We start from the raw sequence: 25,121 nt of genomic DNA, 5'->3' as shown, positions 1-25,121 counted from the left end.
CGCACTGGCCGACGCGCTGGCCACCTCCGCGTCGGCCCGGCGGGCGGCCGAGGCACGCACCGAGGCGCTGGCGGCGCAGCTGCACGAGGAGGGCTTCGCCGACGAGGCCGCCGCCGGACTCGCCCGGCTCAGCCCGGCCGAGATGCAGGCTGGTCAGGCCGCCATCCGTGCCTACGACGACGACCTCGCCGGCGCCCGCGGGGTGCTGGCCGAGGCCGACCTGGCCGGGCTGCCCGAGAACCCCATCGACCTCGACCCGACCCGGCTCGCCCTTCAGGCCGCCGGCGCCGCCCGCGACGACGCCCTAGCCCGCCGGGAATCGCTGCGTGAACGTGCCACCGCGCTCACCGCCCTGGTGGGGGATGCCCGGGCCCGGTTCGCCCTCGCCGCGGACCTGCTCACCACCCAGGCCCAGGTGCGTCAGCTCGCCGCCGTGGTGCACGGCGACGACCCGAACACCAAGCGCATGAAGCTGGAGACCTACGTGCTGGCCGCGCAGCTCGAGGAGATCATCGCCGCGGCGAACAACCGGCTGCGCACCATGACCGGCGGCCGGTACGCGCTCGAACACGACGACGCACTGCAATACCGTGGCAGCCAGGCCGGACTCGGGCTGGCGATCCGGGACGAGCACACCGGCCGGGCCCGGGCGACTCACTCGCTGTCCGGCGGCGAGACCTTCCTCGCGTCGCTCGCCCTGGCACTCGGGCTCGCCGAGGTGGTCTCCAACCAGGCCGGCGGCATCGCGCTGGACACCCTCTTCGTGGACGAGGGATTCGGGTCGCTGGACGCCGAGACCCTCGAGACGGCCATGAGTACCCTCGACAGCCTGCGGGCCGGCGGCCGCACCATCGGCCTGATCAGCCACGTCGAGTCGATGAAGGAGCAGATCCCGGCGAAGCTCGCGATCAGGGTGACCGCGCAGGGCTACAGCGAAATAATCCCGTAGGCACGCCGCGATCGAGCGGATCGCGGCACACTGTGTTCATGAGCCGCACCCCTTCCGAGCCCGCCGCGCAACCCGCCTCCTCGTCCGCCGCCGCGGGCTGGACGACCCTGACGTTCGTCTACCTGGCCCTGGCCATCGTGGGACTGATCGGCACCTGGACCTGGAACATCCAGGCGATCATGCAGGCCAGCGACTTCATCGGCGACTGGACCATGAGCGGACCGGCGGTGTCGTCGCTGACCACCGACCTGCTCGTGGCGGCGATCGCCGGCAGCGTCTTCATCATCGTGGAGGCCCGCCGGCTCGGCATGCGCGCAGGCTGGGCCTACGTCGTATTCGGGTTGATCACGGCGTTCGCGTTCACGTTCCCGTTGTTCCTGGCCATGCGGCAGCGCCGGCTGGTGATGACGACCTGAGCCTTCAGCTCACATCGCCGGCCGCGAGGCCGGCGTCGTCACCCGCGAACCGTTCCCGCAGGGCGTGGAAGTGCGACACGGTCAGTCCGTGCCGGAGTAGGTACGGTTCGGCACCGCCGAGAGCGTCGATGGTGGCCAGGGCAGCCCGCAGGGCGTCCGGCTGCGGCTCGGCGAGCAGCGCGGCGGCCACGGCCTCGTCGTGCGGCAGTCCCGCGGCGAGCAGGGTCAACGCGAGAACCAGGCCGGCCGGATGTTCACCGCCGGGGCCGTGCGCCACGAGCGGCCCGTCGCCCGCAGCGAGAACGGCCACGGCATCGGTCAGCTCACGGCCGCCATGGGCGACCAGGTCGGTGTAGTCCTGTACTCGCTGCGTGACGGGATTAGTCATGCTGCAGTCTCCGTCGCCGAGGTGAACGGCAGGTGACGCTCAGGCCAATCCCGGCTCCAGATCCGGCGAGGTGCGCCGACCCAGCCGGCTCAGCCCGATCGCGATGGCCGAGATGCCCGCGATGACGACGGCGATCACCAGGACGTAGAGGAACACCGACGGCCAGCCACCCGGCTCGTCGGGGTTGAGGAACGGGTAGGTCCACCAGTCGGTGAACGTGCCGCGCAACAACGCATAGGCCAGCCACACCAGCGGGTAGATCAGCGCGAACCAGATCCGCTTCCAGGCCAGCGCCGGGCGGCCCGGTGCCAGCAGCCAGTCGAGCAGGATCAGGGCCGGCGCCCACACGTGCAGGACCTCGTTGGGCCAGGTGAGCCCCTCGAAGGTGCCGTCGGCGGGCTGGTTGCGCAGCAAAAGGTTGTAGACCACCCCGGTGATCACGGCGTACGCGAGCGTCGACATCCGCACCCGCGCCAGCAGCTCGGGTTCGGCAGCCAGGCGCAGCGCGAGAACACCGCCGACGAAGAGCACCACCACGTTCATCAGGCTGGACTGAATCGTGAAGAAACCGAAGTACGCGGCAGGGTCGAACGCGTCGTTCAGGAGTTGGTCGGTGATCTGGGTCACGATAGCGGCCAGCACGAGCGCGGCGAGCAAGATGCGCAGCACCCCCACAGCGCGTCGGAAAGGGGTCGGGGAGTCGTCGAGCCCGGCGGGCACAGCAGCGGAATTCACCTGATCAGGTTAGTGCAGGGCCCAAAAATGCACGTGCAGATCAGAAGGGGAACAGCAGCCGGTGCAGGAACTGGCGGGTGCGCTCGTGCTGGGGGTTCCGCAGCATCTCCTTCGGATCGCCGTGCTCCACGATGGTGCCGCCGTCGACGAAAGCCACCTCGGTGGCCACCTCCCGGGCGAATTCGAGTTCGTGGGTGACGATCACCATCGTCCAGCCCTCGGCGGCGAGCTCCTTGATCAGGCGCAGCACGTCGCCGACAAGCTCGGGGTCCAGGGCACTGGTCGGCTCGTCAAAGAGCAGCAGGGTAGGTCGGAGGGCCAGGGCCCGGACGATGCCTACCCGCTGCTGTTGCCCGCCGGACAGTTCGAACGGGTAGCTGTCGCGCTTCTCACCGAGGCCGACCCTCTCCAGCAGCGCCAGGGCCTCGGTCTCGACCTCGGCGCGGGGGCGCCGCTGCACGACGACGGGTCCTTCCATCACATTTTCGAGCACGGTCTTGTGCGGAAAGAGGTTGTAGTGCTGAAAGACCATCGCCGAGCGGTCCCGCAATGTGCCGAGGGTCTTCTTCGGAACGCCGGCGCGGGATCCGTGGGCAGCGGCGAAGTCGATGGTCACGGGTGCGTGAGTCGCGTCATCCGCTCCGATGATCTCGATGGTGCCGCCGTCGGCGATCTCCAGGCCGTTCAGGCAGCGGAGCACGGTGGTCTTGCCCGAGCCTGACGGCCCGATCAGCGCGAGCACCTCGCCGCGCGCGACGGTGAGGTCGATGGATTTCAAGACCTGGTTGTCCCCGAAGCTCTTCTGCAGGCCTCGAACCGTGAGCAGCTTCTGGTCAGTGGGCGACATAGCGGTCCAATCGCTTTTCAAGCACGCCCTGGCCGCTGGAGAGCACCAGGCAGATGACCCAGTAGAGCAGGGCGGCCTCGAGGTACAGGGCCATGAACTGCTGGCTGAAGGCCGCCACCTGCTGGGCCTCGCGGAACAGCTCGGTGACCAGGATCAGCGAGGCCAGGGAGGTGTCCTTGACCAGGCTGATGAAGGTGTTGGAGAGCGGCGGCACTGACACCCGGGCCGCCTGCGGCAGGATGATGCGGGTAAGGGCACGCCGGTGCGACATGCCGATCATGTACGCGGCCTCCCACTGGCCCTTGGGCACCGAGAGGATGGCGGCTCGGATCACCTCGGCTGCGTAGCCGCCGACGTTGATCGAGAACGCGACGATGGCGCTGGGCCACGGGTCGATGACGATGCCCAGCGAGGGCAGGCCGTAGAAGATCACGAACAACTGCACCAACAGCGGGGTGCCACGCACGATGGAGATATAGACCTGTGCGATCGAGGACAGCCACCGGCGCTTCGACAGACGCATCAACGCCAGGCCCAGGGCCAGCACGAGTCCGATCGCGAACGACGCCAGGGCCAACGGGATCGTTCCGGTGATGGCACCGTGGATCAGGGGCCACAGCGAATCCAGCAGGAGTTGCCAGGTGGACTCGCTCACTGCGAGACGTCAGCTCCGAAGTAGGTGTCGGAAATGGCGGCCAGGGTACCGTCCTCGCTGAGCGTGGCGAGGGCATCCGACACGGCCTCGGCCAGAGCGGTGCCCTCGGGGGCGAAAGCGAAGGCACTCTCGGAGCGCTCCTCGGTTTCCGCGGCGATCTTCAGGCCCGCGGCGCCGGTCTGCTTCTTGTAGTCGAGGTAGGTCAGCTTGTCGTTGACGGTGGCGTCGACGCGGCCCTGCTCCACGAGGGCGACGGACTGGGCCCAGCCCTCGACGGACTGCACGGTGGCGCCACTCTCGGTGGCCAGCGTGTACCAGTTGCTGGTGAGCGACTGGGCGGTGGTCTTGCCGGCCAGGTCGGCGAACGACGCGATGGAGGTGTTGTCCTCCGGTACCACGATGACGCCGGTGGAGTAGGTGTACGGGGTGGAGAACGTGTAAGCCTCCACGCGCTCCGGGGTGATCGACACCTGGTTGGCGATGGTGTCGAAACGGCCGGCTTCGAGGCCGGCGAAGATCGCGTCCCACTGGGTCTCTTCGAATTCGGCCTCAACGCCCAGCTGGTCGGCGACGGCGCGGGCCACCTCGACGTCATAACCGGTGAGCTCGCCGGAACCGTCGGCGTGGTACGAGAACGGCCGGTAGGTGCCCTCGGTGCCGATGGTCAGGGTGCCGGATTCGAGGACCGAACTCAACGACTCGTCGGTGCCGGCCGCGGCGCCGTCGCTGCCGGAATCACCGGCGGAAGCGCTGCACCCGGTCAGGGCCACCGCGGCGGCAATGGTGAGGACGGTGGCGGAGACGAGGTGGCGCTTCATGTATGTGTTCATCCAATGTGCTGATCAAGATGCGGGCGTACGTACCAGGTTAACAAGCCCGGCCCGGTTCTGAATATTCCGATGACGCCGGATGACGCTGTGACGATTCCCGTGCCCCCCCCGTTCGAGAACCTGTCGGCTCCGGGGCTTTCGGCATATGCTGCCGCCGTCGCACTCAACCCGAAGGAGTACGCATGAAATTGTCGTCGGCTCAGCACGATCGTTCGGCCGCTGTTTTGCTCGGCATGGCCTGTGGGGATGCCCTCGGTGCCGGATACGCCTACGGGGGTCCGCTGCCGCCCACCGCGGTGGTGGGGATGCGCGGCGGAGCCGGCACGACCTGGGCCCGAGGGGAGTGGACCGACTACACGGCCCTGGCCGTCCCGGTGGCGCGCGCCGTGGCCGACGGACTCGATCTGCGCCAGGAGTCCACTCTCGACCTCATCACCGCGGAGTGGGTGGACTGGGCCGACACCGCGCCGTACGCCGGCAACCAGCTCGACGCCGCGTTGTCCGGACCGGACCGGACGGCCGCCGCCGTACGAGCCGCCGCCCGCGCTCGGCACGACAGAGTGGGCCGAAGCGCCGGCAACGGTTGCCTGCTCCGCACCGCCCCGGTGGCCTTGGCGTTCCTGCACGATCCCGACGGCCTGGCCGACGCCGCACGCCGGCTGAGCGAGCTCACACACTGCGAGACCGACGCCGGGGACGCCTGCGTGCTCTGGGGGCTGGCCATCCGCCACACCGTCCTGACCGGAGAACTCGACCTGCGGGTGGGTCTGGGCACCCTGTCGCCGGGCCGGCGTGAACTCTGGTCGGCGCGCATCAACCACGCCGAGCGCCGCCAGCCCCGCGATTTCACGCGCAACGGCTGGGTCGTGCAGGCGGTGCAGGGTGCCTGGTCGGCCATCGTGCACACCCGTGACGAGCCCGGCGCGACAGCGGATGCCGGCCAGTACCGTCTGGGCATCGAGGCGGCCGTGCGCGGCGGCGGTAACACCGACGCTGTGGCCGGCATAGCCGGTGCGCTGCTCGCCGCCCAGTGGGGCCTGGCCGCGGTGCCCAGCGAATGGCGCCGACTGGTGCAGGGCTGGCCCGGCCTGCGCGGAGCCGACCTGGTACGTCTGTCGGTGCTCGCCGCGCACAGCCAGGACACCAACGAGGCCGGCGAGCGGGAGAGTTTTCGGCTCCACGCCGTGAAGTAGCTCGGCTACGACCGCAGCGCCAGCGTGAACGGCAGTACGCCCGGCGCGCCCGCGCGGCGGAGCAGCCGGCCGGCGACGGTGAGGGTCCACCGGCTGTCGCCGAGGTCGTCGACCAGCAGCACCGGCCCGTCGGCTCCGGCCAGGTTGGCGGCCAGCTCCGGGCCGACCTCGAAGGCACCCCAGACGCTGGAGAGCCGATAGGCGCTGTTGCCGCCGGATTCGCCGGTGGGCCCTGCGCCCACCAGGCTCAGCGTGCCCAGTTGCGGCAGCCGCCCCACCCGGCTGAGTTCGGCGGCCACCGAGGCCACCAGTAGCGGATGCCGGCGGGACGGCATGGCCACCACTCCCACGGGCCGTTCGGCCCAGCCCCACTCGGCGAGCACCCGCACGCAGGCGGCCAGCAGCGCCGGCGAGGCGGGCGCATCCGGGGTGTTGGGCGCGAAAGTATCGCGCAGGGTGTTGCCCCAGCCCAGGTCGGTGAGTCGGGCCAGAGCGCGACCGGGCAGCACCCTGTCGCCGGCGTCGATGCGGCCCTTGGCGCTCACGCCGAGCCTGTCGGCGCCGGTGGGCCATTGGGCGCGGGGTTCCAGTGCCACGCCCACCCGGTCCAGGGCCGAGGCCGCGGTGCTCGCCGCATCGGCCTGAACGTCGGTGGGGTACCAGGGGGCCGTGCAGTTGTCGCAGCGGCCGCAGGGCACGGCGGTGTCGTCGTCGAGAGCGCGCTGGAGGAACTCCATCCGGCAGCCGGAGATGCGTTCGTAGTCGAGCATGGCGTTCTGCTCGGCCACCCTTGCCGCGCCGATGCGCTCGTAGCGATCGCTGTCGTAGACCCAGGGCTGTCCGGTGGCCAGCCAGCCGCCGGTCACCCGGCGCACGGCGCCGTCGACGTCGAGCACCTTGAGCAGCAGTTCCAGCGGGGAACGCCGGAGGTCGACCCGGGACTCCAGGGCGGGCGTGGACAGCGGGGCGCCACCGTTGGCGTGTAGCGCCTGCAGCACGGCCTCGGCCTTGTGCTGGCTGGGCATCGACGAGGTGGCGAAGTACTGCCAGATGGCCTCGTCTTCGACACCCGGCAGCAGCAACACGTCGGCATTCTCGGTGGCACGGCCGGCACGGCCGACCTGCTGGTAGTAGGCGACCGGGCTGCTGGGGGCGCCGAGATGCAGCACAAAGCCCAGGTCGGGCTTGTCGAAGCCCATGCCCAGGGCGCTGGTGGCCACGAGGGCCTTCACCTGGTTGGCCTTGAGCAGCCCCTCGGACTCCTCGCGTTCGGTGGTGTCGGTCTGGCCGGTGTACGCACGGACGGCGTGGCCGGCATCCCGCAGCAGCCGGGCGGTGTCCTCGGCGGCCGAGACCGTGAGGGTGTAGATGATGCCACTGCCGGGCAACTCGGCGAGGTGGCTGAGCAGCCAGGCCAACCGGGCGCGGGAGTCCGGCAGGCGCAACACGCCCAGGCGCAGTGACGCGCGGGCGAGGGGGCCGCGGATGGTGACGACGTCACTGCCCCCGACCGCTACCTGCTCCGCCACATCCGTCACCACCCGGCTGTTGGCCGTGGCCGTGGTGGCCAGCACCGGCACCCCGGCCGGCATCGCCGCGATCAGGTCCCGCAGGCGCCGGTAGTCCGGCCGGAAGTCGTGGCCCCAGTCCGAGATGCAGTGCGCCTCGTCGACCACGAGCAGCCCCACCCGCTCGAGCAGCGCGGGCAGCTGCTCGTCGCGGAAGGACGGGTTGTTCAGGCGTTCGGGGGAGACCAGCAGAACGTCGACCTCGTCCGCGCGGAGCGCAGCGAGCACGTCGGTCCACTCGTGGGCGTTGGCAGAGTTGATCGACACGGCCCGCACGCCGGCGCGGGCAGCGGCGGCCACCTGGTCACGCATCAGGGCCAGCAGCGGGGACACCAGGATGGTGGGGCCGGCACCCTGGCGGCGCAGCAGCAGGGTCGCGACGAAGTAGACCGCCGACTTGCCCCAGCCGGTGCGCTGCACCACGAGGGCCCGGCGGCGCTGGTCGACGAGGGTTTCGATGGCCTCATACTGGCCCTCGTGGAAGTCGGCGTCGGGCCGGCCCACCAGGGTGCGCAGGATCTCGAGGGCGGCCTCGCGGGTATTCGGCGTCACAGCGCGTCGAGCCTGGCGGCCACATCGGCGGGGAACCCGCCGGTCGCGATCGGGCTCCACCGGGTGGGCGTGATCCGGATCAAGGACTTGTCCTGCAGGGCTATGGCCCGGCGGTACTCCACCCAGTTCGGGTGTTCGCCGGCGATGCAGCGGTAGTAATCGACCAGTCCGTCGCCGGCGGCCGGCATGTGCAGGATCTCGGCGGTGCCGTCGACCTGCACCCAGGCGCCGTCCCACTCGTCCGAGAGCACGAGCACCGACGTCTGCGGGTCGCGTTCGGCGTTTCGGGTCTTTGCCCGCGACGGGTAGGAGGAGATCACCAGGCGGCCCGCATCGTCGACGCCGCCGGAGACCGGCGACATCTGCGGCCGGCCGTCGCTGCGGGTGGTGGCGAGCAGCATCCGGTGCCGCGGCCGCACAAAATCGAGCAGGTCGGGCAGGGAGACGGTGGTGCTGGTTGCGACGTTTCTGGCCATTCCCTCAGGCTAACGGGACCCCCTGACACGCTTCACGCCGTGCCGAGTACAAAATCGTGGGTCTGCCCCGGATACAGCTGCGCCTCCCGCCCCTCGACGCGCACCCGGATGGGCGTGGCCCCGCCGCTGGGCAGCTGAAGCCTGAGGGTGGTCGGCGTGACCTCGACGTGCACCGATTGGTCTCGGTAGTTGATGCTGAAGGCGATCTTCTCGAGCCGGGCCGGCAGCACGGGGTGCAGCCAGAGCATGTCGTCGCGGATCTCCAGGCCGGTGTAGCAGCGCACGACCATGTCGACGGACCCCGCCATCGCGCCCAGGTGGATGCCCTCGTGGGTGGTGCCGCCCCGGCCGTTGTCGAGGTCGCTGGTCAGCGCCCGGCAGAGCGAGTCCCAGGAGCGTTCGCGGTCGGCGCGGGCATCCACCCAGGAATGCACCACATTGCTCAGCGTCGAGCCGTGCGTCGACCTGGTGCGATAGAACTCGACCGTGCGCCGGATCTGGTCGGGGGAGAGCGAGTAGCCCAGCTCCTCGACCAGGTCGCGCAGCTCCTCGGCCGAGAACAGGTAGAGCAGCATCAGTACGTCGGCCTGCTTGGCGACCCTGTAGTTGTTGCTGCTGTCACCCTCGGCATTGAGGATCAGGTCCAGGCGGCCCAACGAACGGTCAGTGCTGCCGTAGGTGTCCCGGTAGTGCGCCCAGTCCAGCTCGGGCAGGGCCTCGTACCCGTCGAACTGGCTGATCACCCCGTCGGCATGGAAGGCCAGCCGCAGGCGCCGGCCGATCCTTTCCCAGGTGTCCACCTCGTCGGGCCCGAGCCGCAGCCGGTTCCACAACGGCCGGCAGGCCCGGCCCTCGAGCACGGCGACGGTGTCGACGGCGCGACGCATCAGCCAGGCGACCATCACATTGGTGTACGCGTTGGTGCGCACACCCCCGCCGGGGTGGCCGGGGAGCCCGTCGTGGAACTCGTCGGGCCCCATCGTCCCGCCGATGTCGAACCTGTCGAACACGTCGTCGTAGTCGGTGAGGGACGCGAAGAACCTGGCGATCTCCAGCAGCAGCTCGGCGCCCTGCTCGATCAGGTACTCGACATCTCCGGTGGCCTGGTAGTAGCCCCACACGCTGTAGGCGATCGCCAGGCCCACGTGGTGCTGCAGGCCCGAGTGGTCCGGCATCCACCGGTTGGTGCGCGGGTTGAAGAGCTCGGTGGGGGTGACCTCGCGGCCATCGATGCCGCTCTGCCAGGGAAACCTGGCGCCCTCGTGGCCGGCGGCAGTCGCGGCGGCCCTGGCTTCGCCCAACCGACGGTACCGGTAGCCCAGCAGGATGCGGCTGAGGTCGGGCCGGCGCAGGGTGAGCACCGGGTAGACGAACATCTCATCCCAGAAGACGTGGCCGCGGTACCCCTCACCGTGCAGTCCGCGGGCGGGCACACCGGCGTCGAGGTCGGCATCCACAGCGGCCACGGTTTGCAGAACGTGGAAGGTGTTGACGTTGAGCGCGAGCGACTGCCGCGAACCATCGTGCAGGTGCACCGCGAATTCGTCCCAGAGAATCTCCCATTCCCGCTCGTGCGCGGCGAGGAGCTCGGCGGTCTCCGGAAGCCGGCCGAGCCAGGTGGCCACCGCCATCGAGGGGGAGAGGATCGCACGGTCCCTGGAGGTGCTCACGACGACGACCTTCTCAACCCGGAGGGGGACGCCCCTCTCGAGGGTGAGGTCGAACTCGTGGGCGACCCAGCGGCTGGAGTCGGTGAGAAATCGTCTCTCGGGTTCGAGCAGGGTGTCGCCGGAATAGGCGCGGGTGCGGGCGGCCATGGCGATGTGGATGCCCGACCGGGTGGTCTCCACCTCGAGCAGCACCGCGTCCCCCCTCAGCTCCCGCGTGGTGCGAGGCATCAGGTGCAGGTGGGCGAGCAGTCTGTCGGTGGCCACGTTGCGGTTGGCCACCCGGCCATCGATGGCCGAACGCACGGTCAGCGGCCCCGACCAGTCCTCGGCGACGAAGGTGGTCTCGAGCACCGCAACGTGAGGCGACGCCTGGGACACGAACCGCCGGCTCTGCACCCGGGTGACACGGCCGCGCGCGTCACGGAACCGCATCAGCCGGGTGAGCAGACCACGGCGCAGGTCGAGTTCCTGGTTGTAGTCGAGCAGGTCCGCGGTCTCCGGATGGAACCAGCCGGTGTCGGGGGCGGTGAAGTCGCCCACACTGCTGCTGCCGCCGCCGGTGCGGAACCAGAGGGAGAGCCAGTTGGGGGCGTTCACCAGGTGTTCGTCGTCGCGCACGTGCTCACCGGGAACCCCCGCCGTCGGCGCGCCGGGCGAGGGCTCGAACGGGGTGCGGATACCGGGCTCGCCGGCGGCCACGGTCTCGCCGATGGCTTCGCCCACGTGTACCTCGGTGCTCAACGGGTTGTAGACCCCGGCGAGGTAGGTGCCCGGGTAGTGCACGGCATCCGTGCGCGCCTCCGGAGCGGCGCCGCGGGTGCCCCAGTAGCCGTTTCCGAGGGTGCACAGCGCCTCGCGGTAGCCCTCCGCCTCCGGGTCGAACCCGTCGAAGCGCAGCAGCCACGGGTCGACCGGGTTGTCGTTCTCGTCCTCGGTCTCGGTCACGGTGGCCTCCTCGTCTGGTCCCGAGAGTCGCACCGCTGGCCGCGCTTGTCGAGGTGCGGGTGGTTGGATGGAGTCATGACTTCACTCTCGGCATACATCGACGACTTCGCCAGCTTCATCACCGCGTCGCCGTCGTCGTACCACGCGGCAGCCGAGGCCGCCCGGCGGCTCGACGACGCCGGATTCGAGCGCCGCGACGAGGCGGATGACTGGACGGCCGGCACGAGCGCCGGCCGCTTCTACGTCGTGCGGGACGGCGCCATCGTCGCGTGGGTGCAACCGGCCGGGGCCACGCCGACCACTCCGTTCCGGATCCTCGGGTCGCACACCGACTCACCGGGCTTCAAGCTCAAGCCCAAGCCCACCACCGGGTCCTACGGCTGGCTGCAGGCCGGCGTCGAGGTGTACGGCGGTCCGCTGGCCAACTCCTGGCTCGACCGTGAGCTCGAGCTCGCCGGCCGGCTGGTCAGCACCGACGGGGTGGCGCACCTGGTGCGCACCGGCCCGTTCCTGCGCATCCCGCAGCTGGCCGTGCACCTGGACCGCACCGCCAACGAGGCTCTCAGCCTCGACCGGCAGCGGCACCTCAACCCGGTGTTCGGGGTGGGTGACCTCCGCCAGGCCGACCTGGTCGGGCATCTGGCCGCGCTCGCCGGGGTGGCGCCTGAGGACGTCGCCGGCTACGACATCCTCACCGCCGACACCAACCCGCCGGCCCGGTTCGGCCTGCACAACGAGCTCTTCGCCGCGGGCCGGATGGACAACCTTTCCTCGGTGCACGCCGGCCTGGTGGCGCTGATCCGGTCCTCGGGCAGCGAGGAGACCATCAACGTGCTCGCCGCGTTCGACCACGAGGAGCTGGGGTCGCAGTCCAGGTCGGGGGCGAGCGGGCCGATGCTCGACGACATCCTCAGCCGCATCGGCGATGACCTCGGTGCCACGATGTCGGAGCGGAAGCGCGCCTACGCCGACTCCTGGTGCGTCTCGGCCGACGCCGGCCATTCCGTGCACCCGAACTACCCGGAGCGGCACGACCCGGCCAACGTGCCGTTGGCCGGCCGGGGCCCGCTGCTCAAGATCAACGGTAACCAGCGCTACGCGACGGATGCGGCCGGTGCGGCCCTCTGGGCGCGCTGCAGTGCCGCTGCCGGCGTGCCGTTTCAGGAGTTCGTGTCGAACAACACGGTGCCCTGCGGCTCCACGATCGGGCCGCTCACGGCCACCCGGCTGGGCATCCGCACCGTGGATGTGGGCATCCCGCTGCTGTCGATGCACTCGGCGCGGGAGCTTGCCCATGTGAACGACCCGTTCTCGCTGTCCGCCGCGATCGGCGCGTTCTTCGCCGGGGCGTAGGGCGGCTCGCGGCACGCGTTGGCTCCCGCGGCACACCTTAGTTCCGGCGGCACGCGCTAGAACATGTGCCGCCGCGCACAACGTGTGCCGCGACGCACAACACGTGCCGCCGCGCACTTCACATGTCACGAGCGGGTGGCGGCACCCTGGCCGGGCTACAACTGCCCGGTGAGTCGCCCGTGCATTGCCCGGCTACGCTCGTCCAGGCCGTGGAAGGTGACCGTGGCGCCGTGCTGGCGGTACTTCGTTTCGACGGAGTCGAGCACCGCGACGGTGGACGCATCCCAGATCTGCGCTTGGGACAGGTCCACGTCGATGACGGCGGGGTCGACCCCGTAGGAGAACTGCTCGACGAGGTCGTTGCTGCTGCCGAAGAACAGCGGTCCGCTCACCGCGTAGCGCACCGACTGGCCGTCGTCGGCGAGCACCCGGTCCACACGCACCACGTGCGCCACCCGCCGCGCGAACAGCACCATGGCCAGCACGACGCCGGCGCCGATGCCGATGGCCAGGTTGTGGGTGGCCACGACCACGGCGACCGTGGTGAGCATCACGACGGTCTCGGGCACGGGCATCCGGCGCAGAGTGCCCGGACGCACACTGTGCCAGTTGACGGTGGTGATGGCCACGACCATCATCACGGCGGCCAGGGCCACCATGGGGATCTGCTCCATCAGGCCGCTGAGCGCGGTGACCAGCAACAGCAGGAAGGCCCCGGCCACGAAGGTGGAGATGCGGGTGCGGGCCCGGCCGAGCTTCACGTTCACGACGGTCTGGCCGATCATCGCGCAGCCGGCGATGCCGCCGTAGAGGCCCGCGAGCATGTTCGCGATCCCCAGCGCCCACGCCTCGCGGCCCTTGGGGGAGCGGGTGTCGGTGATGTCGTCGACGAGCTTGGCGGTGAGCAGTGTCTCCACGAGCCCCACGAAGGCCACGCTCAGCGCGGTGGGCCAGATGATCTGCAGGGTCTCCAGGTTCAGCGGTACGAGCAGCGGGGTGATGCCGGGCAGGCCGCCGGACACGTCGCCCTGGTCGCCGACGGTGGGCACGGCCAGGTGCCAGGTCATGGCGATCGCGGTGACCACCACGATGGCCACCAGCGGGGCGGGCACCACCCTGGTGAATCGGGGCAGCCCGAGCACGATGAGGATGGTGAGGGCGAACAGCGGGTAGACCAGCCACGGAACATCCAGAAGGTGCGGCACCTGGGCGACGAAGATCAGGATGCCCAGCGCGTTGACGAAGCCGATCATCACCGACCGCGGGATGAACCGCATCAGCCGGGCCAGGCCCGTGACACCGAAGAGGATCTGCACGATCCCGGCCAACAACACCGCGGGCAGCAGGTATTCCACCCCGTGGTCCTTCACGAGCGGCGCCACCACCAGGGCCACGGCGCCCGCGGCTGCGGTGATCATGGCGGAGCGGCCGCCGAGGAACGACATCGAGATGGCCAGAACCACCGAGGCGATCAGGCTCACCTTCGGGTCGACACCGGCGATGATCGAGAACGAGATCACCTCGGGGATCAGCGCCAGGGTGGTGACCACTCCGGCGAGCACCTCGACGCTGAGGGCCTTCGGCCGACGTAGGGTGGCGCGCACTGTCGGCGGGATGGGGATGGCGGGGCGTTGGGACACTGTGCAACTGTAATCGCGGTGTAACTGTGATCGCGCCGCAGCTCCCAGGTATAGACAGTGTCACTATCCGATAGCTAAACTATCTGCATGAGGATGGCGCAGCTGAGCACGACCAGTGGGATCCCGGTGGCGACGATCAAGTACTACCTGCGGGAGGGCCTGCTGCCGGCGGGGGAGCGGCAGGGTCCGAACCAGTCGTTGTACGGGCCGGAGCACCTGCGCCGGCTGCGCGTCATCCGTGGCCTGCTGGAGGTGGGCGGACTCAGCATCGCCGCCGCCCACCAGGTGATCGATGCCATCGACTCGGACCTGGGCCTGTCCCACACATTCGACATCGCCCAGCGCACGGTCTCGCCCCAGATCGACGGTGCGGCGCTGTCGCCCGAGGCCGTGGCCCAGGTCGATGCGGTGCTGAGCGGATGGCACGTGTCGCCGGACAATCCCGGCCGCCTGGCCGCGGCCCGGGTGCTGCAGACCTTCGCCGAGCTCGGCCAGCCCGACCTCAGCGGCTGGGTGCCCGGCTACGCGGCCGCGGCGCTCGCCGTGGCCGAGGCCGACCTCGACGAGATCGACGCCCGCACCGACCGCGAATCCAAGACGGAGATGGTGGTCGTGGGCACAGTGCTCGGCGATGCCCTCTTTGCCGCCCTCCGCCGAGCGGCGCAGGAGCACGTCTCCGCCCGCCGGTATCCAGCACCGCCCAACCCGTAAGTCCCCCCATCCCGTCAGGAGTTCGTCATCATGGCCAGTACTCGCACCGGAACCAGAACCGCGTTTCGCAGCACCCTGCTCACCGGCCCCGCGTCCGGCGCCCCGCCCACCATCAGGTGGCACCGACCGCTGCTCTGGCTCGCTCTCACGATGGCCGTGGTCGCCGCCGGCGCTCTGGTGGGCCTCGCTGTCGATCCCCGCACCGTCACCGGGGCGCCCCTCTGGGCCAAGCCGCTCAAGTTCGCCATCTCGGTGGGCGTCTACGCTGTGACCCTGTCCTGGCTGATCGGGCTGTTGCCAGCGGCTAAGGCTCGGTCTCGTCGACTGGCCTGGTGGGCCGGCACCGTCGCGGCCGTGTTCCTGGTCGTGGAGATGGTGATCATCGTGGGAGCGGCCGCGGCCGGCCTGACCAGCCACTTCAACGTGTCGACGGGGTTCCACGCTGCCCTCTGGTCGGTCATGGCGGCATCCATCGTCACGGTCTGGGTCGCCGCCGTGCCCATCGCCATCCTGTTGCTCCGCGCCGACCTCGGCGACGCGGGCCGGGCCCTCGCGATCCGCTCCGGGCTGCTCATCGCCCTGGTTGGCATGGGCCTGGCGTTCCTGATGACCGGACCCACCGCGGCCCAGCTCGACGACTACCAGGGCATCGTGGGCGCGCACACCGTCGGAGTCGCCGACGGCGGTCCGAGCCTGCCGTTGCTGGGCTGGAGCACCGTGGCCGGCGACCTGCGCATCCCGCACTTCGTGGGTATGCACGCCCTGCAGGTGCTGCCGCTGGCGGCCCTGCTGCTCGAAGCCCTCGCCCGACGGATGCCCGCCCTCGCCCGTCCGCTCGCGCGCCGCGGCATTCTGCGCGCCCTGGTCGGCCTCTACCTGGGCGTGCTGGCCCTGGTGACCGGCCAGGCCCTCGCCGGCCAGTCGATCGTGCAGCCGAGTGCGCCGGTCCTGGCCATCGCGGCGGCCCTGGTCGCCGCCAGCGCCGGAGCCATCACCCGCACCCTCCTCCGAGAATCCCGCCGGGCGCGCGGCTAGGACACGGCGAGGCGGGCGATACGGGCCCGGGCCGCGTCCTCCGAGGTGGAGGACGCGCCGAGCAGCAGCCGCACCAGGCCGAGCACAGCGCCGGTGGCCCAGACCACGGGTAGGGGGCTGCGGCGAAGGCCCAGCATCCGTCGGTATTCGACCGGGATCGATGCCACGGCGCCGGCGAACATGATGCGGTAGAACGGCAGCATGCCGCGCCGGAGCGGCGGGTGCCTGATGAACCGCACGGCCTCCGCGACCCGGTCGCCGCCCATCAGCACACCCGCGTCGGAAAACGCCCGCAGTTGCGAAGCGAGCTCGGCGTCCGTCCGGGGCGGGTCCTGCACGCCGACGAGTTCGCCGGCCTTGGCCCACTCCCGCACGTATCTGTCGGCGCCGCCGGGGATCGGGCCGCCCCAGAGCCTGTGGCTGGCCAGGAAGGCATCCGTGAACACCACGTGCACCCAGGACAGCAGCTCGGGGTCGCCGGCAGAGTAGGGCCGCTGAACACCCTGCGCGTCGACGTAGCTGCCCACGACCCGTTCGTGGAACCGGCCCACCCGGCCCGACTCACGCTCGGCCTGTTCCGTGGCGGCGAACGTCACCGTGACCAACCACTGGATGGTGCCGCTGAGCCGGCCGAGCGGATCCTCCCGGTACCTGGACCAGTCGTGCACGCCGGCCATCGCGCCAGGGTGCAGGGTCTGCATGAGCAGCGCCCGGATGCCCGCGACCATGGTGGCCATGCCGCCGTGCACCGCCCAGGACGCCGAACCCGGGCCGAAGAAGCCGGCATCGTCGCCCAGCTCCATGGTGCCGACCCAAGCCGGTCGGCCCTCGTCGTTGCCCGAGAGGGTGACAAGCAGGTGCGAACGCCAACTGCTCACGAATCCATCAACGAGGCTGCTCATTCTTCGAACCCTAATCGACGATCCCGTGCGGATGGCTGGGCATGCGCCCCGAAATCCGGTGTGGCTAGACTCCGTTCATGAAAAGCGCCGGCACATGAGAATCGAGAACATCGAGCTGCGCCGGGTGAGCCTGCCGCTGGTGCGGCCGTTCCGCACCTCGTTCGGCACCATCACCGAACGGGAAATCACCCTGGTGCAGGTGTCGACCGCCCACGCCGAGGGCTGGGCGGAGTGTGCCGCCGAGGTGCGGCCGCTGTACAGCTCGGAGTTCATCGATGCCAGCGACCTGGTGATCCGCGACCACCTCATCCCGCGGCTGCAGGCCCTCGGTGACGACCTCACTGCCGAGCGGGTGGGCTCCGCCCTCGCCCCGGTCAAGGGCCACCAGATGTCCAAGGCCGTGTTGGAGGCGGCCATCCTCGACGCCCAGCTGCGCCAGAGCGGCCAATCCTTCGGCGGCTACCTCGGCGCCGTGCACGACACGGTGCCGGCCGGCGTCTCGGTGGGCATCATGGACACCGTCGACGAGCTGCTCGAGGCCGTGGCCGGCTACCTCGCCCAGGGTTACCTGCGCATCAAGCTCAAGATCGAACCGGGCTGGGACCTCGCCCCGGTGCGTGCCGTGCGCGAGAGGTTCGGCCCCGACCTGCTGCTGCAGGTCGATGCGAACACCGCATACACGCTGGCGGATGCCCGGCACCTCGCCCGGCTCGACCCGTTCGACCTGCTCCTGATCGAGCAGCCGCTGGGCGAGCGGGACCTGCTCGGGCACGCGGCGCTGGCCCGGCTGATTGGCACCCCGGTGTGCTTGGACGAGTCGATCGAGTCGGCGCAGGACGCCGCTGCGGCGATCAGCCTGGGCGCGTGCAGCATTATCAACGTCAAGCCGTCGCGGGTGGGCGGCTACCTCGAGGCCCGCCGCATCCACGACGTGGCCGCCGCGCACGGGGTGCCGGTCTGGTGCGGCGGGATGCTCGAGACGGGAATCGGCCGGGCCGCCAATGTGGCCCTCGCCGGCCTGCCCAACTTCGTGCTGCCGGGGGACACCTCGGCCTCTGACCGCTACTACGCCCAGGACCTCACCGCCCCGTTCGTACTCGAGGACGGGCACCTGCGGGTGCCGACCGGCCCGGGCACCGGGGTGCAGGTGCTGCCCGACGTGCTGGCCGAGGTCACCCGGTCGCGCCGCGACATCCGCTTCTAGCGGCGGCACCCGCTCCGTCGTAGGCTGGCGCCGTTCGAGTGACACTCAGCCCATCACCGGAGGTTCGCCATGGACATGAAGATCGAACTCGTCAGTATCCCGGTCACCGACGTCGACAGGGCCAAGGCGTTCTACGTCGACCAGGTCGGCTTCAACGCCGACTACGACCAGAGGGTCAACGAGGCCATGCGGTTCGTGCAACTGACCCCGCCGGGATCCGCGTGCTCGATCGTGCTCGGCGAGGGCATGACCGATATGCCGCCCGGCTCGCAGCGGGGCGTGCAGATGGTCGTCGCCGACGCCGATGCCGCGAGGGCCCAGCTGGTGGCCGCAGGCGTGGAGGCCAGCGAGGTGGACGAGCAGGACTGGGGTCGATTCGTGTACTTTTCCGACCCCGACGGCAACACCTGGTCGTTGCAGCAGCTGCCGCCGCCTGAGTGAGGCCCCGTACTCTGGGGCAATGCCGTCCTACCGCGTGATCATGTCTATCGGCGCCCTGCAGCCTGGGGTGCGACCGGAGGCCGTACTGCCCGCCGCCGCCGGCGCCGCCGCGGAGCTCACCACCGTGGAGGCCTCCGACCTGGCCGTGGTGGCCGGGTCGGCCCGCGCCACGGTGCGTTTCACCGCCGACGACGGCACCGCCGCATTGGCCATCGGCGACCACGTCGTTGCGAAGACCCGGCGGGTCGCCGCCCCGGTGAGCTGGCTGGTCACCGAACGAGTGAAGGGGCGCTGGCTGCCGGTGCGCTGAACGCGGCGGCAGCGAGTGCGGCGGCCCGGACACGGTCGTCGCCGCGACGCTGCTCAAGGCGGGCCGGCGCGATGATGGTGCCCCGGCGACCGTCCACGACCAGCGGGTCAGCGGCACCGAGGACCTGGCTGCGTGCGGTGCCGTAGCGGTGCCAGAGCGACGCCGTCCAGGCACAGAGCAGCGCGTCGATGAGATCCTCGCGGTGCTTGTAGGCGGCATCGGCCAACGGTGTCGGCTCGGTGACCAGGCTGTCGGATGCCGCGTGGGTGGCCAGGTCCAGTGGCGGCGAGGCCGCGTGCAGTCGCCACATCCGCTCGATGAGGTCGTCGCAGACCAGGGCACGCTCGGCGCGACGTTCGAGGACCGGGAGGGCAGACCCCATCCGCTTGTATCGGGGCCGTTTGTCGTCGTAGCCGAACTCCGGCGCGCCAACCAGGGTGGTGTAGGGGTAGCACTCCAGGAAACTGCACATCTGTGCACCGACGGGGGCAAGGCCATCGGTGTAGGCCCAGCCGAGCTGCTCCAGCCGGCCGCGCAGGGTGACCCCGCCGAGACGCGGCAGGGCCTGATTTGAGGTGTTGGCCGCCACGTGCCAGCGACCGTAGCGAGACCCGGTTTCCCGTTCGCACTCCCGCATTCCGGTGGGGTTGTTCACCACGAGCGGTGCGTCGATGGCGAGGACTGCGCCCGGCTCGCCTAGCCGCTGGATCCAGTCGACGACCTCGTCGATGCCGCGGGCCCACCCTGCCTCGATCACCCGGCCGGTCTCGTCTATGCAGGCGAGCCCGCTCTCGTTGGCCGGTTTCGCGGCCGTGCCTTCTGCCCAAGCCAGATCCACCCCGAGGAATCGCGTCATGGGCCATACCTACCACGCTCGATGCGCCCGCGAAAGATGACCGAATATAGCGGCTCCCGCAACATTTAGGGCGTTGGACTCCATCTCTTGGTCCCCCCGAGTGCGGGCCAGGCGTAGTCTTCACGGATTGCCCAGACGGCGATGACCAGCGAAAACGAGGAAGTTTCTATGCAAGCCACGACGGAATTGACGAGAGAAGCGACACCGACGGTCACGCCGGCGACAAATCGTAAGGTCATCGCGCTGGCCATCGCCGGGGCGTTCGGAGGGTTCCTTTTCGGGTTCGACTCCTCCGTGATCAACGGGGCGGTCGAGGCCATTCAGGGTCAATTCGGCCTCTCCGAAGCCATCACGGGGTTCGCTGTCGCCAGCGCCCTGCTCGGAGCTGCGACGGGCGCCTACCTCGGCGGCGGTTTCGCGGACAAGTTCGGCCGTATCCCGGTCATGCTCGTCGGCGCGATCATCTTCTTCGCCAGCTCTATCGGATCCGGGCTCGCCTTCGGCGTCGTCGACCTCATCCTCTGGCGGGTCGTCGGCGGCATCGGCATCGGGCTCGCTTCGGTCGTGGCGCCCGCGTACATCGCCGAGATCTCACCACGGCAGATGCGTGGCCGGTTGGGCTCGCTGCAGCAGCTCTCCATCACCATCGGTATCTTCGCCGCATTGCTCTCCGACGCCATCTTCGCCGCTACCGCCGGCGGCGCCGGCCAGATGTTCTGGTGGGGCCTGGAGGCCTGGCGCTGGATGTTCCTGGTCAGCGCGGTACCGGCCCTCATCTACGGAGTCGTCGCTCTGCTGCTACCCGAGTCGCCGCGCTATCTGGTGCTGCACGACAAGGAGCACAAGGCCCGCGAGGTGCTCGAACGGGTGCTGCCGCACGGAGATGTCGACCGTGAGATGCGCGAGATGAAGGCCTCGATCCAGGACGATGTGCGGGCCAGGCGCACCGGCTCGCTCCGTGGCCCGGTCTTCGGCCTCAAGCCCATCGTGTGGGTGGGCATTCTGCTGTCGGTGTTCCAGCAGTTCGTGGGCATCAACGTGATCTTCTACTACTCGACCACGCTGTGGAGCGCGGTGGGCTTCGAGGAGTCCAGCTCGCTGACCATCTCGGTGGTCACGTCGGTGACGAACATCCTGGTCACCCTGGTGGCGATCGCCCTGGTCGACCGGATCGGCCGCCGCCCCATCCTGCTGGCCGGTTCCATCGGCATGACGGTGTCGCTGGCCACCATGGCGATGGCGTTCAGTCGGTCGGTCATGATCGACGGCGAACTCGCCCTGCAGGGCGCCTGGGGACCGATCGCCCTCGTCGCGGCGAACGTCTTCGTCATGTCGTTCGGTGCCTCCTGGGGACCGGTGGTCTGGGTTCTGCTCGGGGAGATCTTCCCGAACACCATCCGTGCCAAGGCCCTCGGCCTGGCTGCCGCCGCCCAGTGGGTCGCGAACTTCCTCGTCACCGTGACATTCCCGCCGATGGCAGGGCTGTCACTGCCGCTCACCTACGGTGTGTACGCCCTGTTCGCCGGGCTGTCGTTCGTGTTCGTGCTCACGAAGGTGCCCGAGACCAACGGGATGTCGCTGGACGAGGCAAACACTCTGCTGCCGAACAAGAACTCCGCAAAGCCGAAGGCAGCGACGAAGGCGAAGCCGGTGCTGCGGCGTTAGTCGGGTGATCGTCGGAACGGCGGCATCCCGCTGTGTGTCATCCGCTGGTGCGAGGCAGGCGTAGGATTTTCGGGTTGCCCAGACGGCGAAGACACCAGCGAATGCGGGGGAAGTGGCGATGACTAACAGGACAGAACCGAAGAAGGACCGGACGCCGGCCGGCACATCGGCTGGCGGGGATGGCAAACCAGCGACAAATCGTAAGGTCATCGCGCTGGCCATCGCCGGCGCGTTCGGAGGGTTCCTCTTCGGGTTCGACTCTTCGGTGATCAACGGTGCGGTCGAGGCCATCCAGGGGCAGTTCGGCCTCACCGAGGCCATCACCGGGTTCGCCGTAGCCAGTGCCCTGCTCGGCGCGGCCACCGGCGCCTTCCTCGGCGGACGGTTCGCGGACAAGTTCGGGCGCATCCCGGTGATGCTCGTGGGCGCGATCGTGTTCTTCGCCAGCTCGATCGGCTCCGGACTCGCGTTCGGGGTGGTCGATCTGATCGTCTGGCGCGTCGTCGGGGGTATCGGTATCGGGCTCGCCTCGGTGGTCGCCCCCGCCTACATCGCCGAGATCTCGCCACGGCAGATGCGTGGCCGGTTGGGCTCCCTGCAGCAGCTCTCGATCACCATCGGTATTTTCGCCGCCCTGCTCTCCGACGCCGTGTTCGCGTCGACGGCCGGCGGCGCCAGCGAGATGTTCTGGTGGGGGCTGGAGGCCTGGCGCTGGATGTTCCTGGTCGCGGCTATCCCCGCGGTCGTGTACGGCGTGATCGCGCTGCTGCTGCCCGAATCGCCGCGCTTCCTGGTGCTGCACGACAAGGAGGAGAAGGCGCGCGAGGTGCTGCACAAGGTGTGGCCGCACGGCGACGTGGACCGTGAGCTGCGCGACATGAAGGCCTCGATCGAGGACGACACCCGCGCCAAGCGCACCGGGTCGCTGCGCGGCCCGATGCTCGGTCTCAAGCCCATCGTCTGGGTGGGCATCATCCTGTCGGTGTTCCAGCAGTTCGTGGGCATCAACGTGATCTTCTACTACTCGACCACGCTCTGGAGCGCGGTGGGCTTCGAAGAGTCCAGTTCGCTGGCCATCTCGGTCGCGACGTCCGTGACGAACATTCTGGTCACCCTGGTGGCGATCGCGCTGGTCGACCGGGTCGGCCGCCGGCCCATCCTGCTGACCGGTTCCATCGGCATGACGGTGTCGCTGGCGACTATGGCCGTGGCGTTCAGCCAATCGGTCATGGTCGATGGCGAGCTCGCGCTGCAGGGTGCGTGGGGACCGATCGCCCTCGTGGCTGCGAACGTCTTCGTGATCTCCTTCGGTGCCTCCTGGGGACCGGTGGTCTGGGTGCTGCTCGGGGAGATCTTCCCGAACACCATCCGCGCCAAGGCTCTCGGCCTGGCCGCGGCCGCGCAGTGGATCGCGAACTTCCTCATCACCGTGACGTTCCCGCCGATGTCGGCCTGGTCGCTGCCGCTCACCTACGGCATGTACGCCCTGTTCGCCGGCCTGTCCTTCTTATTCGTGCTCACCAAGGTGCCGGAGACCAACGGGATGTCGCTGGACGAGGCCAATACGCTGCTGCCGAACAAGAACGCCGCGAAGCCGAAGGTCAAGCCGCGGCGCTAGTCAGATCAGGTCGCGGAGCAGCTCTTCCGGGCTGACTCCGCGGCCGCTCGCCCGGCGCTTGAGCCGGCCGAGTTCCTCGGCGCTCAGCGAGACCTGCACGGTGTGCGGGCGCTCGACCTCGAAGTCGAACAGGCCGAGGTCGGCGGATGCGCGTGGTGCGGCGAATTTCGCCGGCGCGGTCTTCGCAGCCGGGGTCGTTGCTGGGGCCGTCTTCACAACCGCGGCAGCCGGCACCGGCCCGCCGGCCACGAAGCCAGGCCCGGTGGGGATCGTGGCATTCCGTTGGTACGCCTCGGAGACGGCACGGGCGCGGGAGTCGGCGGCCTCGTTGAGCGGGTGGTTCGCGTGGCCCTTGACCCACTCGAACCGGTACTTGCGGCCCACCAGGGCCTCGTCGAGCTCCTGCAACAGGTCGAGGTTCATCACGGGCTTGCCGTCGGCCTTTCGCCAGCCCTTGGCCTTCCAGCCGCGCATCCACCTGGTGATGGCGTTGATGACGTACTGGCTGTCGCAGAGCACGAGCAGGTCGTCGTCCACATGCGCGGTGGCGCGGAACAGTTCGAGGACGGCCTTGAGCTCGCCTTGATTGTTGGTGGCGTGCTTCCAGCCGCCGGCGGCCCAGTTGTTGTCGTCGATGTACCAGGCCCAGCCGGCCGGTCCGGGGTTGCCAAGGGCCGAGCCGTCTGCGGCGGCGGTGATAGTCATGAATCCAGTCTGCCAGCTGGGCGAGTGGGGTCACTCCCGGTCGGCGGTGGTGACCGTGGCCAGGGCGCGCGCGACGGCGTCGACGGCCACAGCCACATCGGCGGCATCCGTGGACCAGTTGCTGACCGAGATGCGCAACACCGCCCGCCCCGACCAGACCGACCCGGACATCCAGACCGCCCCGTCCGCGATGAGGGCCTGCGTCACCCGGACCGTGCGGTCATCGGTGCCGAACGAGACCGACACCTGGGTGAAGACCACGTCGTTGAGCACCTCGACACCGGGCAGCGCCGCCAACCCTGTGGCGAGGGCGCTGGCGTTGTCGGCGAGTCCCTCGACGAGGGCCACCGTGCCGCTGCGACCGAGGGAGCGCATCGCCGCCCACACCGGAACGCCGCGCGCGCGTCGGGACAGCTCGGGCACCAGATCCATCGGGTCGGCGGTGCCGGCGTCGTCCCGCACGAAGTAGCTGGTGTGTGCCGCGAACGCGGACCGCGCGGCGGCCGGGTCGGCGACGATGGCGATGCCGCAATCGTAGGGAACGTTGAGGGTCTTATGGGCATCCGTCGCCCACGAATCGGCGGTGTCCAGTCCGGCCAGGGCGGGAGCCCAGCGGGGGCTCGCTGCCGCCCACAGCCCGAAGGCGCCGTCGACGTGCACCCAGGCCCCGGCATCGTGGGCCAACCGAATCGACTCGCGCATCGGGTCGAAGCTGCCCGAGTGCAGATTGCCGGCCTGAAGGACGACCAGGCTGGGACCGGTGACCGTCGCCAGTGCGTCCGCCAGGGCGTCGGGACGGATGCGCCCCTGCGGGTCGGCGGCGACGAGGGTCGGTTCGCCCAAGCCCAGGTAGCGCAGGGCGAGGATCACCGAACTGTGCACCTCGGCGCCGGCCAGTACGCTCACCCGTGGTGCGCCGGTCAGGCCATCCCGGTTGACGTCCCAGCCGACCGCGCGGAGCACCGCGCCTCGGCCGGCGGCCAAGCCGACGAAGTTAGCCATCGTGCCGCCGGTGGTGAAGCCCACTGCGCTCGAGGCTGGCAGATGCAGCAGGTCGAGAATCCAGGCACCGGCTCGTTCCTCGATCGCCGCGGTCGCCGGTGTCGCATAGCGCAGTCCGCCGTTCTGGTCCCACGCGCTCACCAGCCAGTCCGCCGACAGGGCCGCGGGTAGGGTGCCGCCCATCACCCAGCCGAAGAAGCGGCCGGAGCCGATGGCCATCAGTCCGGGTTCGGCCAGCGTGGCCAGCTCGGCCACCACCGCGGCGGGATCGGCAGGTTCCTCTGGAAGGGCGCGAGCGAAGGCCGCCGCCAGCTGGTCGACCGGCGCCGCCGGTTTCACGGGCCGGGACGGCAGCGAATCCAACCACTCGGCGGCGGACCGAACCGCCTGCTCGAGCGGGGCCCGGTAGTCCTCTGGCCGAAAAGTCATGCGGTCACCATACCCCCGCTTCCGGT

24 protein-coding genes are annotated in these 25,121 nt (G+C 69.9%); 11 read left to right on the top strand and 13 right to left on the bottom strand.

Annotated features, from left to right (window positions below):
* A partial coding sequence (locus E3O60_RS18940; RefSeq protein WP_304991392.1) for an SbcC/MukB-like Walker B domain-containing protein occupies positions 1-949 on the top strand: 949 nt, incomplete at its 5' end.
* A 38-nt stretch (positions 950-987) separates the two neighbouring features.
* On the top strand, positions 988-1,365 hold the full coding sequence (locus E3O60_RS16745) for a DUF2834 domain-containing protein (RefSeq protein WP_088458080.1): 378 nt from the start codon (positions 988-990) through the stop codon (positions 1,363-1,365).
* Between the two features lie 4 nt (positions 1,366-1,369).
* Here the strand turns inward: E3O60_RS16745 and E3O60_RS16740 are convergent, their stop codons facing one another.
* From E3O60_RS16740 to E3O60_RS16720, 5 genes are read right to left on the bottom strand one after another with little or no spacing between them, the layout of a single operon-like run.
* Positions 1,370-1,753, bottom strand: a complete 384-nt coding sequence (locus E3O60_RS16740) for a hypothetical protein (protein WP_103461639.1) — start codon at positions 1,751-1,753, stop codon at positions 1,370-1,372.
* Between the two features lie 39 nt (positions 1,754-1,792).
* Positions 1,793-2,488: a Pr6Pr family membrane protein gene (locus E3O60_RS16735; RefSeq protein WP_133159786.1), complete on the bottom strand. Its 696-nt coding sequence runs from the start codon at positions 2,486-2,488 to the stop codon at positions 1,793-1,795.
* A gap of 40 nt (positions 2,489-2,528) precedes the next feature.
* Complete coding sequence (locus E3O60_RS16730; protein WP_088456792.1) at positions 2,529-3,335, bottom strand: amino acid ABC transporter ATP-binding protein; 807 nt, start codon at positions 3,333-3,335, stop codon at positions 2,529-2,531.
* The gene (locus E3O60_RS16725; RefSeq protein ID WP_088456791.1) at positions 3,322-3,990 is read right to left on the bottom strand and encodes an amino acid ABC transporter permease; all 669 of its coding nucleotides are present in this window, start codon (positions 3,988-3,990) and stop codon (positions 3,322-3,324) included. The genes E3O60_RS16730 and E3O60_RS16725 overlap by 14 nt, the downstream gene beginning before the upstream one ends.
* A complete protein-coding gene (locus E3O60_RS16720) occupies positions 3,987-4,820 on the bottom strand; it encodes a transporter substrate-binding domain-containing protein (RefSeq protein ID WP_370289880.1) in 834 nt (277 codons plus the stop codon). Before E3O60_RS16720 ends, E3O60_RS16725 begins: the two co-directional genes overlap by 4 nt.
* Positions 4,821-5,002: 182 nt before the next feature.
* On the opposite strand from E3O60_RS16720, the gene E3O60_RS16715 reads away from it, so the two are divergent.
* Positions 5,003-6,013: an ADP-ribosylglycohydrolase family protein gene (locus tag E3O60_RS16715; RefSeq protein ID WP_088456789.1), complete on the top strand. Its 1,011-nt coding sequence runs from the start codon at positions 5,003-5,005 to the stop codon at positions 6,011-6,013.
* A 5-nt stretch (positions 6,014-6,018) separates the two neighbouring features.
* Here the strand turns inward: E3O60_RS16715 and E3O60_RS16710 are convergent, their stop codons facing one another.
* From E3O60_RS16710 to E3O60_RS16700, 3 genes are read right to left on the bottom strand one after another with little or no spacing between them, the layout of a single operon-like run.
* Complete coding sequence (locus E3O60_RS16710) at positions 6,019-8,133, bottom strand: RecQ family ATP-dependent DNA helicase (protein ID WP_194087781.1); 2,115 nt, start codon at positions 8,131-8,133, stop codon at positions 6,019-6,021.
* On the bottom strand, positions 8,130-8,609 hold the full coding sequence (locus E3O60_RS16705) for a PPOX class F420-dependent oxidoreductase (protein ID WP_134498695.1): 480 nt from the start codon (positions 8,607-8,609) through the stop codon (positions 8,130-8,132). Before E3O60_RS16705 ends, E3O60_RS16710 begins: the two co-directional genes overlap by 4 nt.
* 32 nt (positions 8,610-8,641) lie before the next feature.
* Complete coding sequence (locus E3O60_RS16700) at positions 8,642-11,224, bottom strand: glycoside hydrolase family 65 protein (RefSeq protein ID WP_174776286.1); 2,583 nt, start codon at positions 11,222-11,224, stop codon at positions 8,642-8,644.
* Between the two features lie 75 nt (positions 11,225-11,299).
* On the opposite strand from E3O60_RS16700, the gene E3O60_RS16695 reads away from it, so the two are divergent.
* Positions 11,300-12,577: a M18 family aminopeptidase gene (locus E3O60_RS16695; protein ID WP_103461635.1), complete on the top strand. Its 1,278-nt coding sequence runs from the start codon at positions 11,300-11,302 to the stop codon at positions 12,575-12,577.
* A gap of 155 nt (positions 12,578-12,732) precedes the next feature.
* On the opposite strand, the gene E3O60_RS16690 is transcribed toward E3O60_RS16695, so the two are convergent.
* Positions 12,733-14,217, bottom strand: a complete 1,485-nt coding sequence (locus tag E3O60_RS16690; RefSeq protein WP_088456784.1) for a SulP family inorganic anion transporter — start codon at positions 14,215-14,217, stop codon at positions 12,733-12,735.
* Positions 14,218-14,304: 87 nt separating this feature from the next.
* Here E3O60_RS16690 and E3O60_RS16685 point away from each other — a divergent pair, with 87 nt between their 5' ends.
* On the top strand, positions 14,305-14,928 hold the full coding sequence (locus E3O60_RS16685) for a MerR family transcriptional regulator (protein WP_088456783.1): 624 nt from the start codon (positions 14,305-14,307) through the stop codon (positions 14,926-14,928).
* Between the two features lie 30 nt (positions 14,929-14,958).
* Positions 14,959-15,963, top strand: a complete 1,005-nt coding sequence (locus E3O60_RS16680; RefSeq protein WP_134498693.1) for a hypothetical protein — start codon at positions 14,959-14,961, stop codon at positions 15,961-15,963.
* Here E3O60_RS16680 and E3O60_RS16675 read toward each other — a convergent pair.
* Positions 15,960-16,865: an oxygenase MpaB family protein gene (locus tag E3O60_RS16675; RefSeq protein ID WP_134408676.1), complete on the bottom strand. Its 906-nt coding sequence runs from the start codon at positions 16,863-16,865 to the stop codon at positions 15,960-15,962. The two genes, E3O60_RS16680 and E3O60_RS16675, sit on opposite strands and share 4 nt — an antisense overlap.
* Positions 16,866-16,959: 94 nt before the next feature.
* On the opposite strand from E3O60_RS16675, the gene menC reads away from it, so the two are divergent.
* The 3 genes from menC (at position 16,960) to E3O60_RS16660 (ending at position 18,820) form a co-directional block, all read left to right on the top strand.
* Positions 16,960-18,069, top strand: coding sequence for an o-succinylbenzoate synthase (gene menC / locus E3O60_RS16670; RefSeq protein WP_088456780.1), 1,110 nt, complete (start codon positions 16,960-16,962; stop codon positions 18,067-18,069).
* 69 nt (positions 18,070-18,138) lie between these two features.
* On the top strand, positions 18,139-18,510 hold the full coding sequence (locus E3O60_RS16665) for a glyoxalase superfamily protein (RefSeq protein WP_103461632.1): 372 nt from the start codon (positions 18,139-18,141) through the stop codon (positions 18,508-18,510).
* Between the two features lie 19 nt (positions 18,511-18,529).
* Positions 18,530-18,820 (top strand): hypothetical protein, encoded by a 291-nt coding sequence (locus E3O60_RS16660; protein WP_088456778.1) that lies wholly within the window; start codon positions 18,530-18,532, stop codon positions 18,818-18,820.
* Here E3O60_RS16660 and E3O60_RS16655 read toward each other — a convergent pair.
* The gene (locus E3O60_RS16655; RefSeq protein ID WP_134498691.1) at positions 18,780-19,676 is read right to left on the bottom strand and encodes a DUF429 domain-containing protein; all 897 of its coding nucleotides are present in this window, start codon (positions 19,674-19,676) and stop codon (positions 18,780-18,782) included. The genes E3O60_RS16660 and E3O60_RS16655 overlap by 41 nt on opposite strands.
* Positions 19,677-19,844: 168 nt before the next feature.
* Here E3O60_RS16655 and E3O60_RS16650 point away from each other — a divergent pair, with 168 nt between their 5' ends.
* Both E3O60_RS16650 and E3O60_RS16645 read left to right on the top strand, forming a co-directional pair.
* Positions 19,845-21,341, top strand: a complete 1,497-nt coding sequence (locus E3O60_RS16650; RefSeq protein ID WP_134498689.1) for a sugar porter family MFS transporter — start codon at positions 19,845-19,847, stop codon at positions 21,339-21,341.
* A gap of 118 nt (positions 21,342-21,459) precedes the next feature.
* Entirely contained in the window at positions 21,460-22,959 is a 1,500-nt protein-coding gene (locus E3O60_RS16645) for a sugar porter family MFS transporter (protein WP_134408672.1), read from the top strand.
* On the opposite strand, the gene E3O60_RS19175 is transcribed toward E3O60_RS16645, so the two are convergent.
* Both E3O60_RS19175 and E3O60_RS16635 read right to left on the bottom strand, forming a co-directional pair.
* Positions 22,960-23,664, bottom strand: coding sequence for an RNase H family protein (locus E3O60_RS19175; RefSeq protein WP_134498687.1), 705 nt, complete (start codon positions 23,662-23,664; stop codon positions 22,960-22,962).
* 30 nt (positions 23,665-23,694) lie between these two features.
* The gene (locus E3O60_RS16635; protein ID WP_088456773.1) at positions 23,695-25,095 is read right to left on the bottom strand and encodes an aminotransferase class V-fold PLP-dependent enzyme; all 1,401 of its coding nucleotides are present in this window, start codon (positions 25,093-25,095) and stop codon (positions 23,695-23,697) included.
* Positions 25,096-25,121 lie beyond the last annotated feature (26 nt).

Origin of the sequence: Cryobacterium sp. TMB1-7 (genome assembly GCF_004402435.1) — a bacterium.
Taxonomy (GTDB): domain Bacteria; phylum Actinomycetota; class Actinomycetes; order Actinomycetales; family Microbacteriaceae; genus Cryobacterium; species Cryobacterium zongtaii.
The sequence above is the reverse complement of the archived record's forward strand: the minus strand, read 5'-3'. Positions and strand labels throughout refer to the sequence as shown.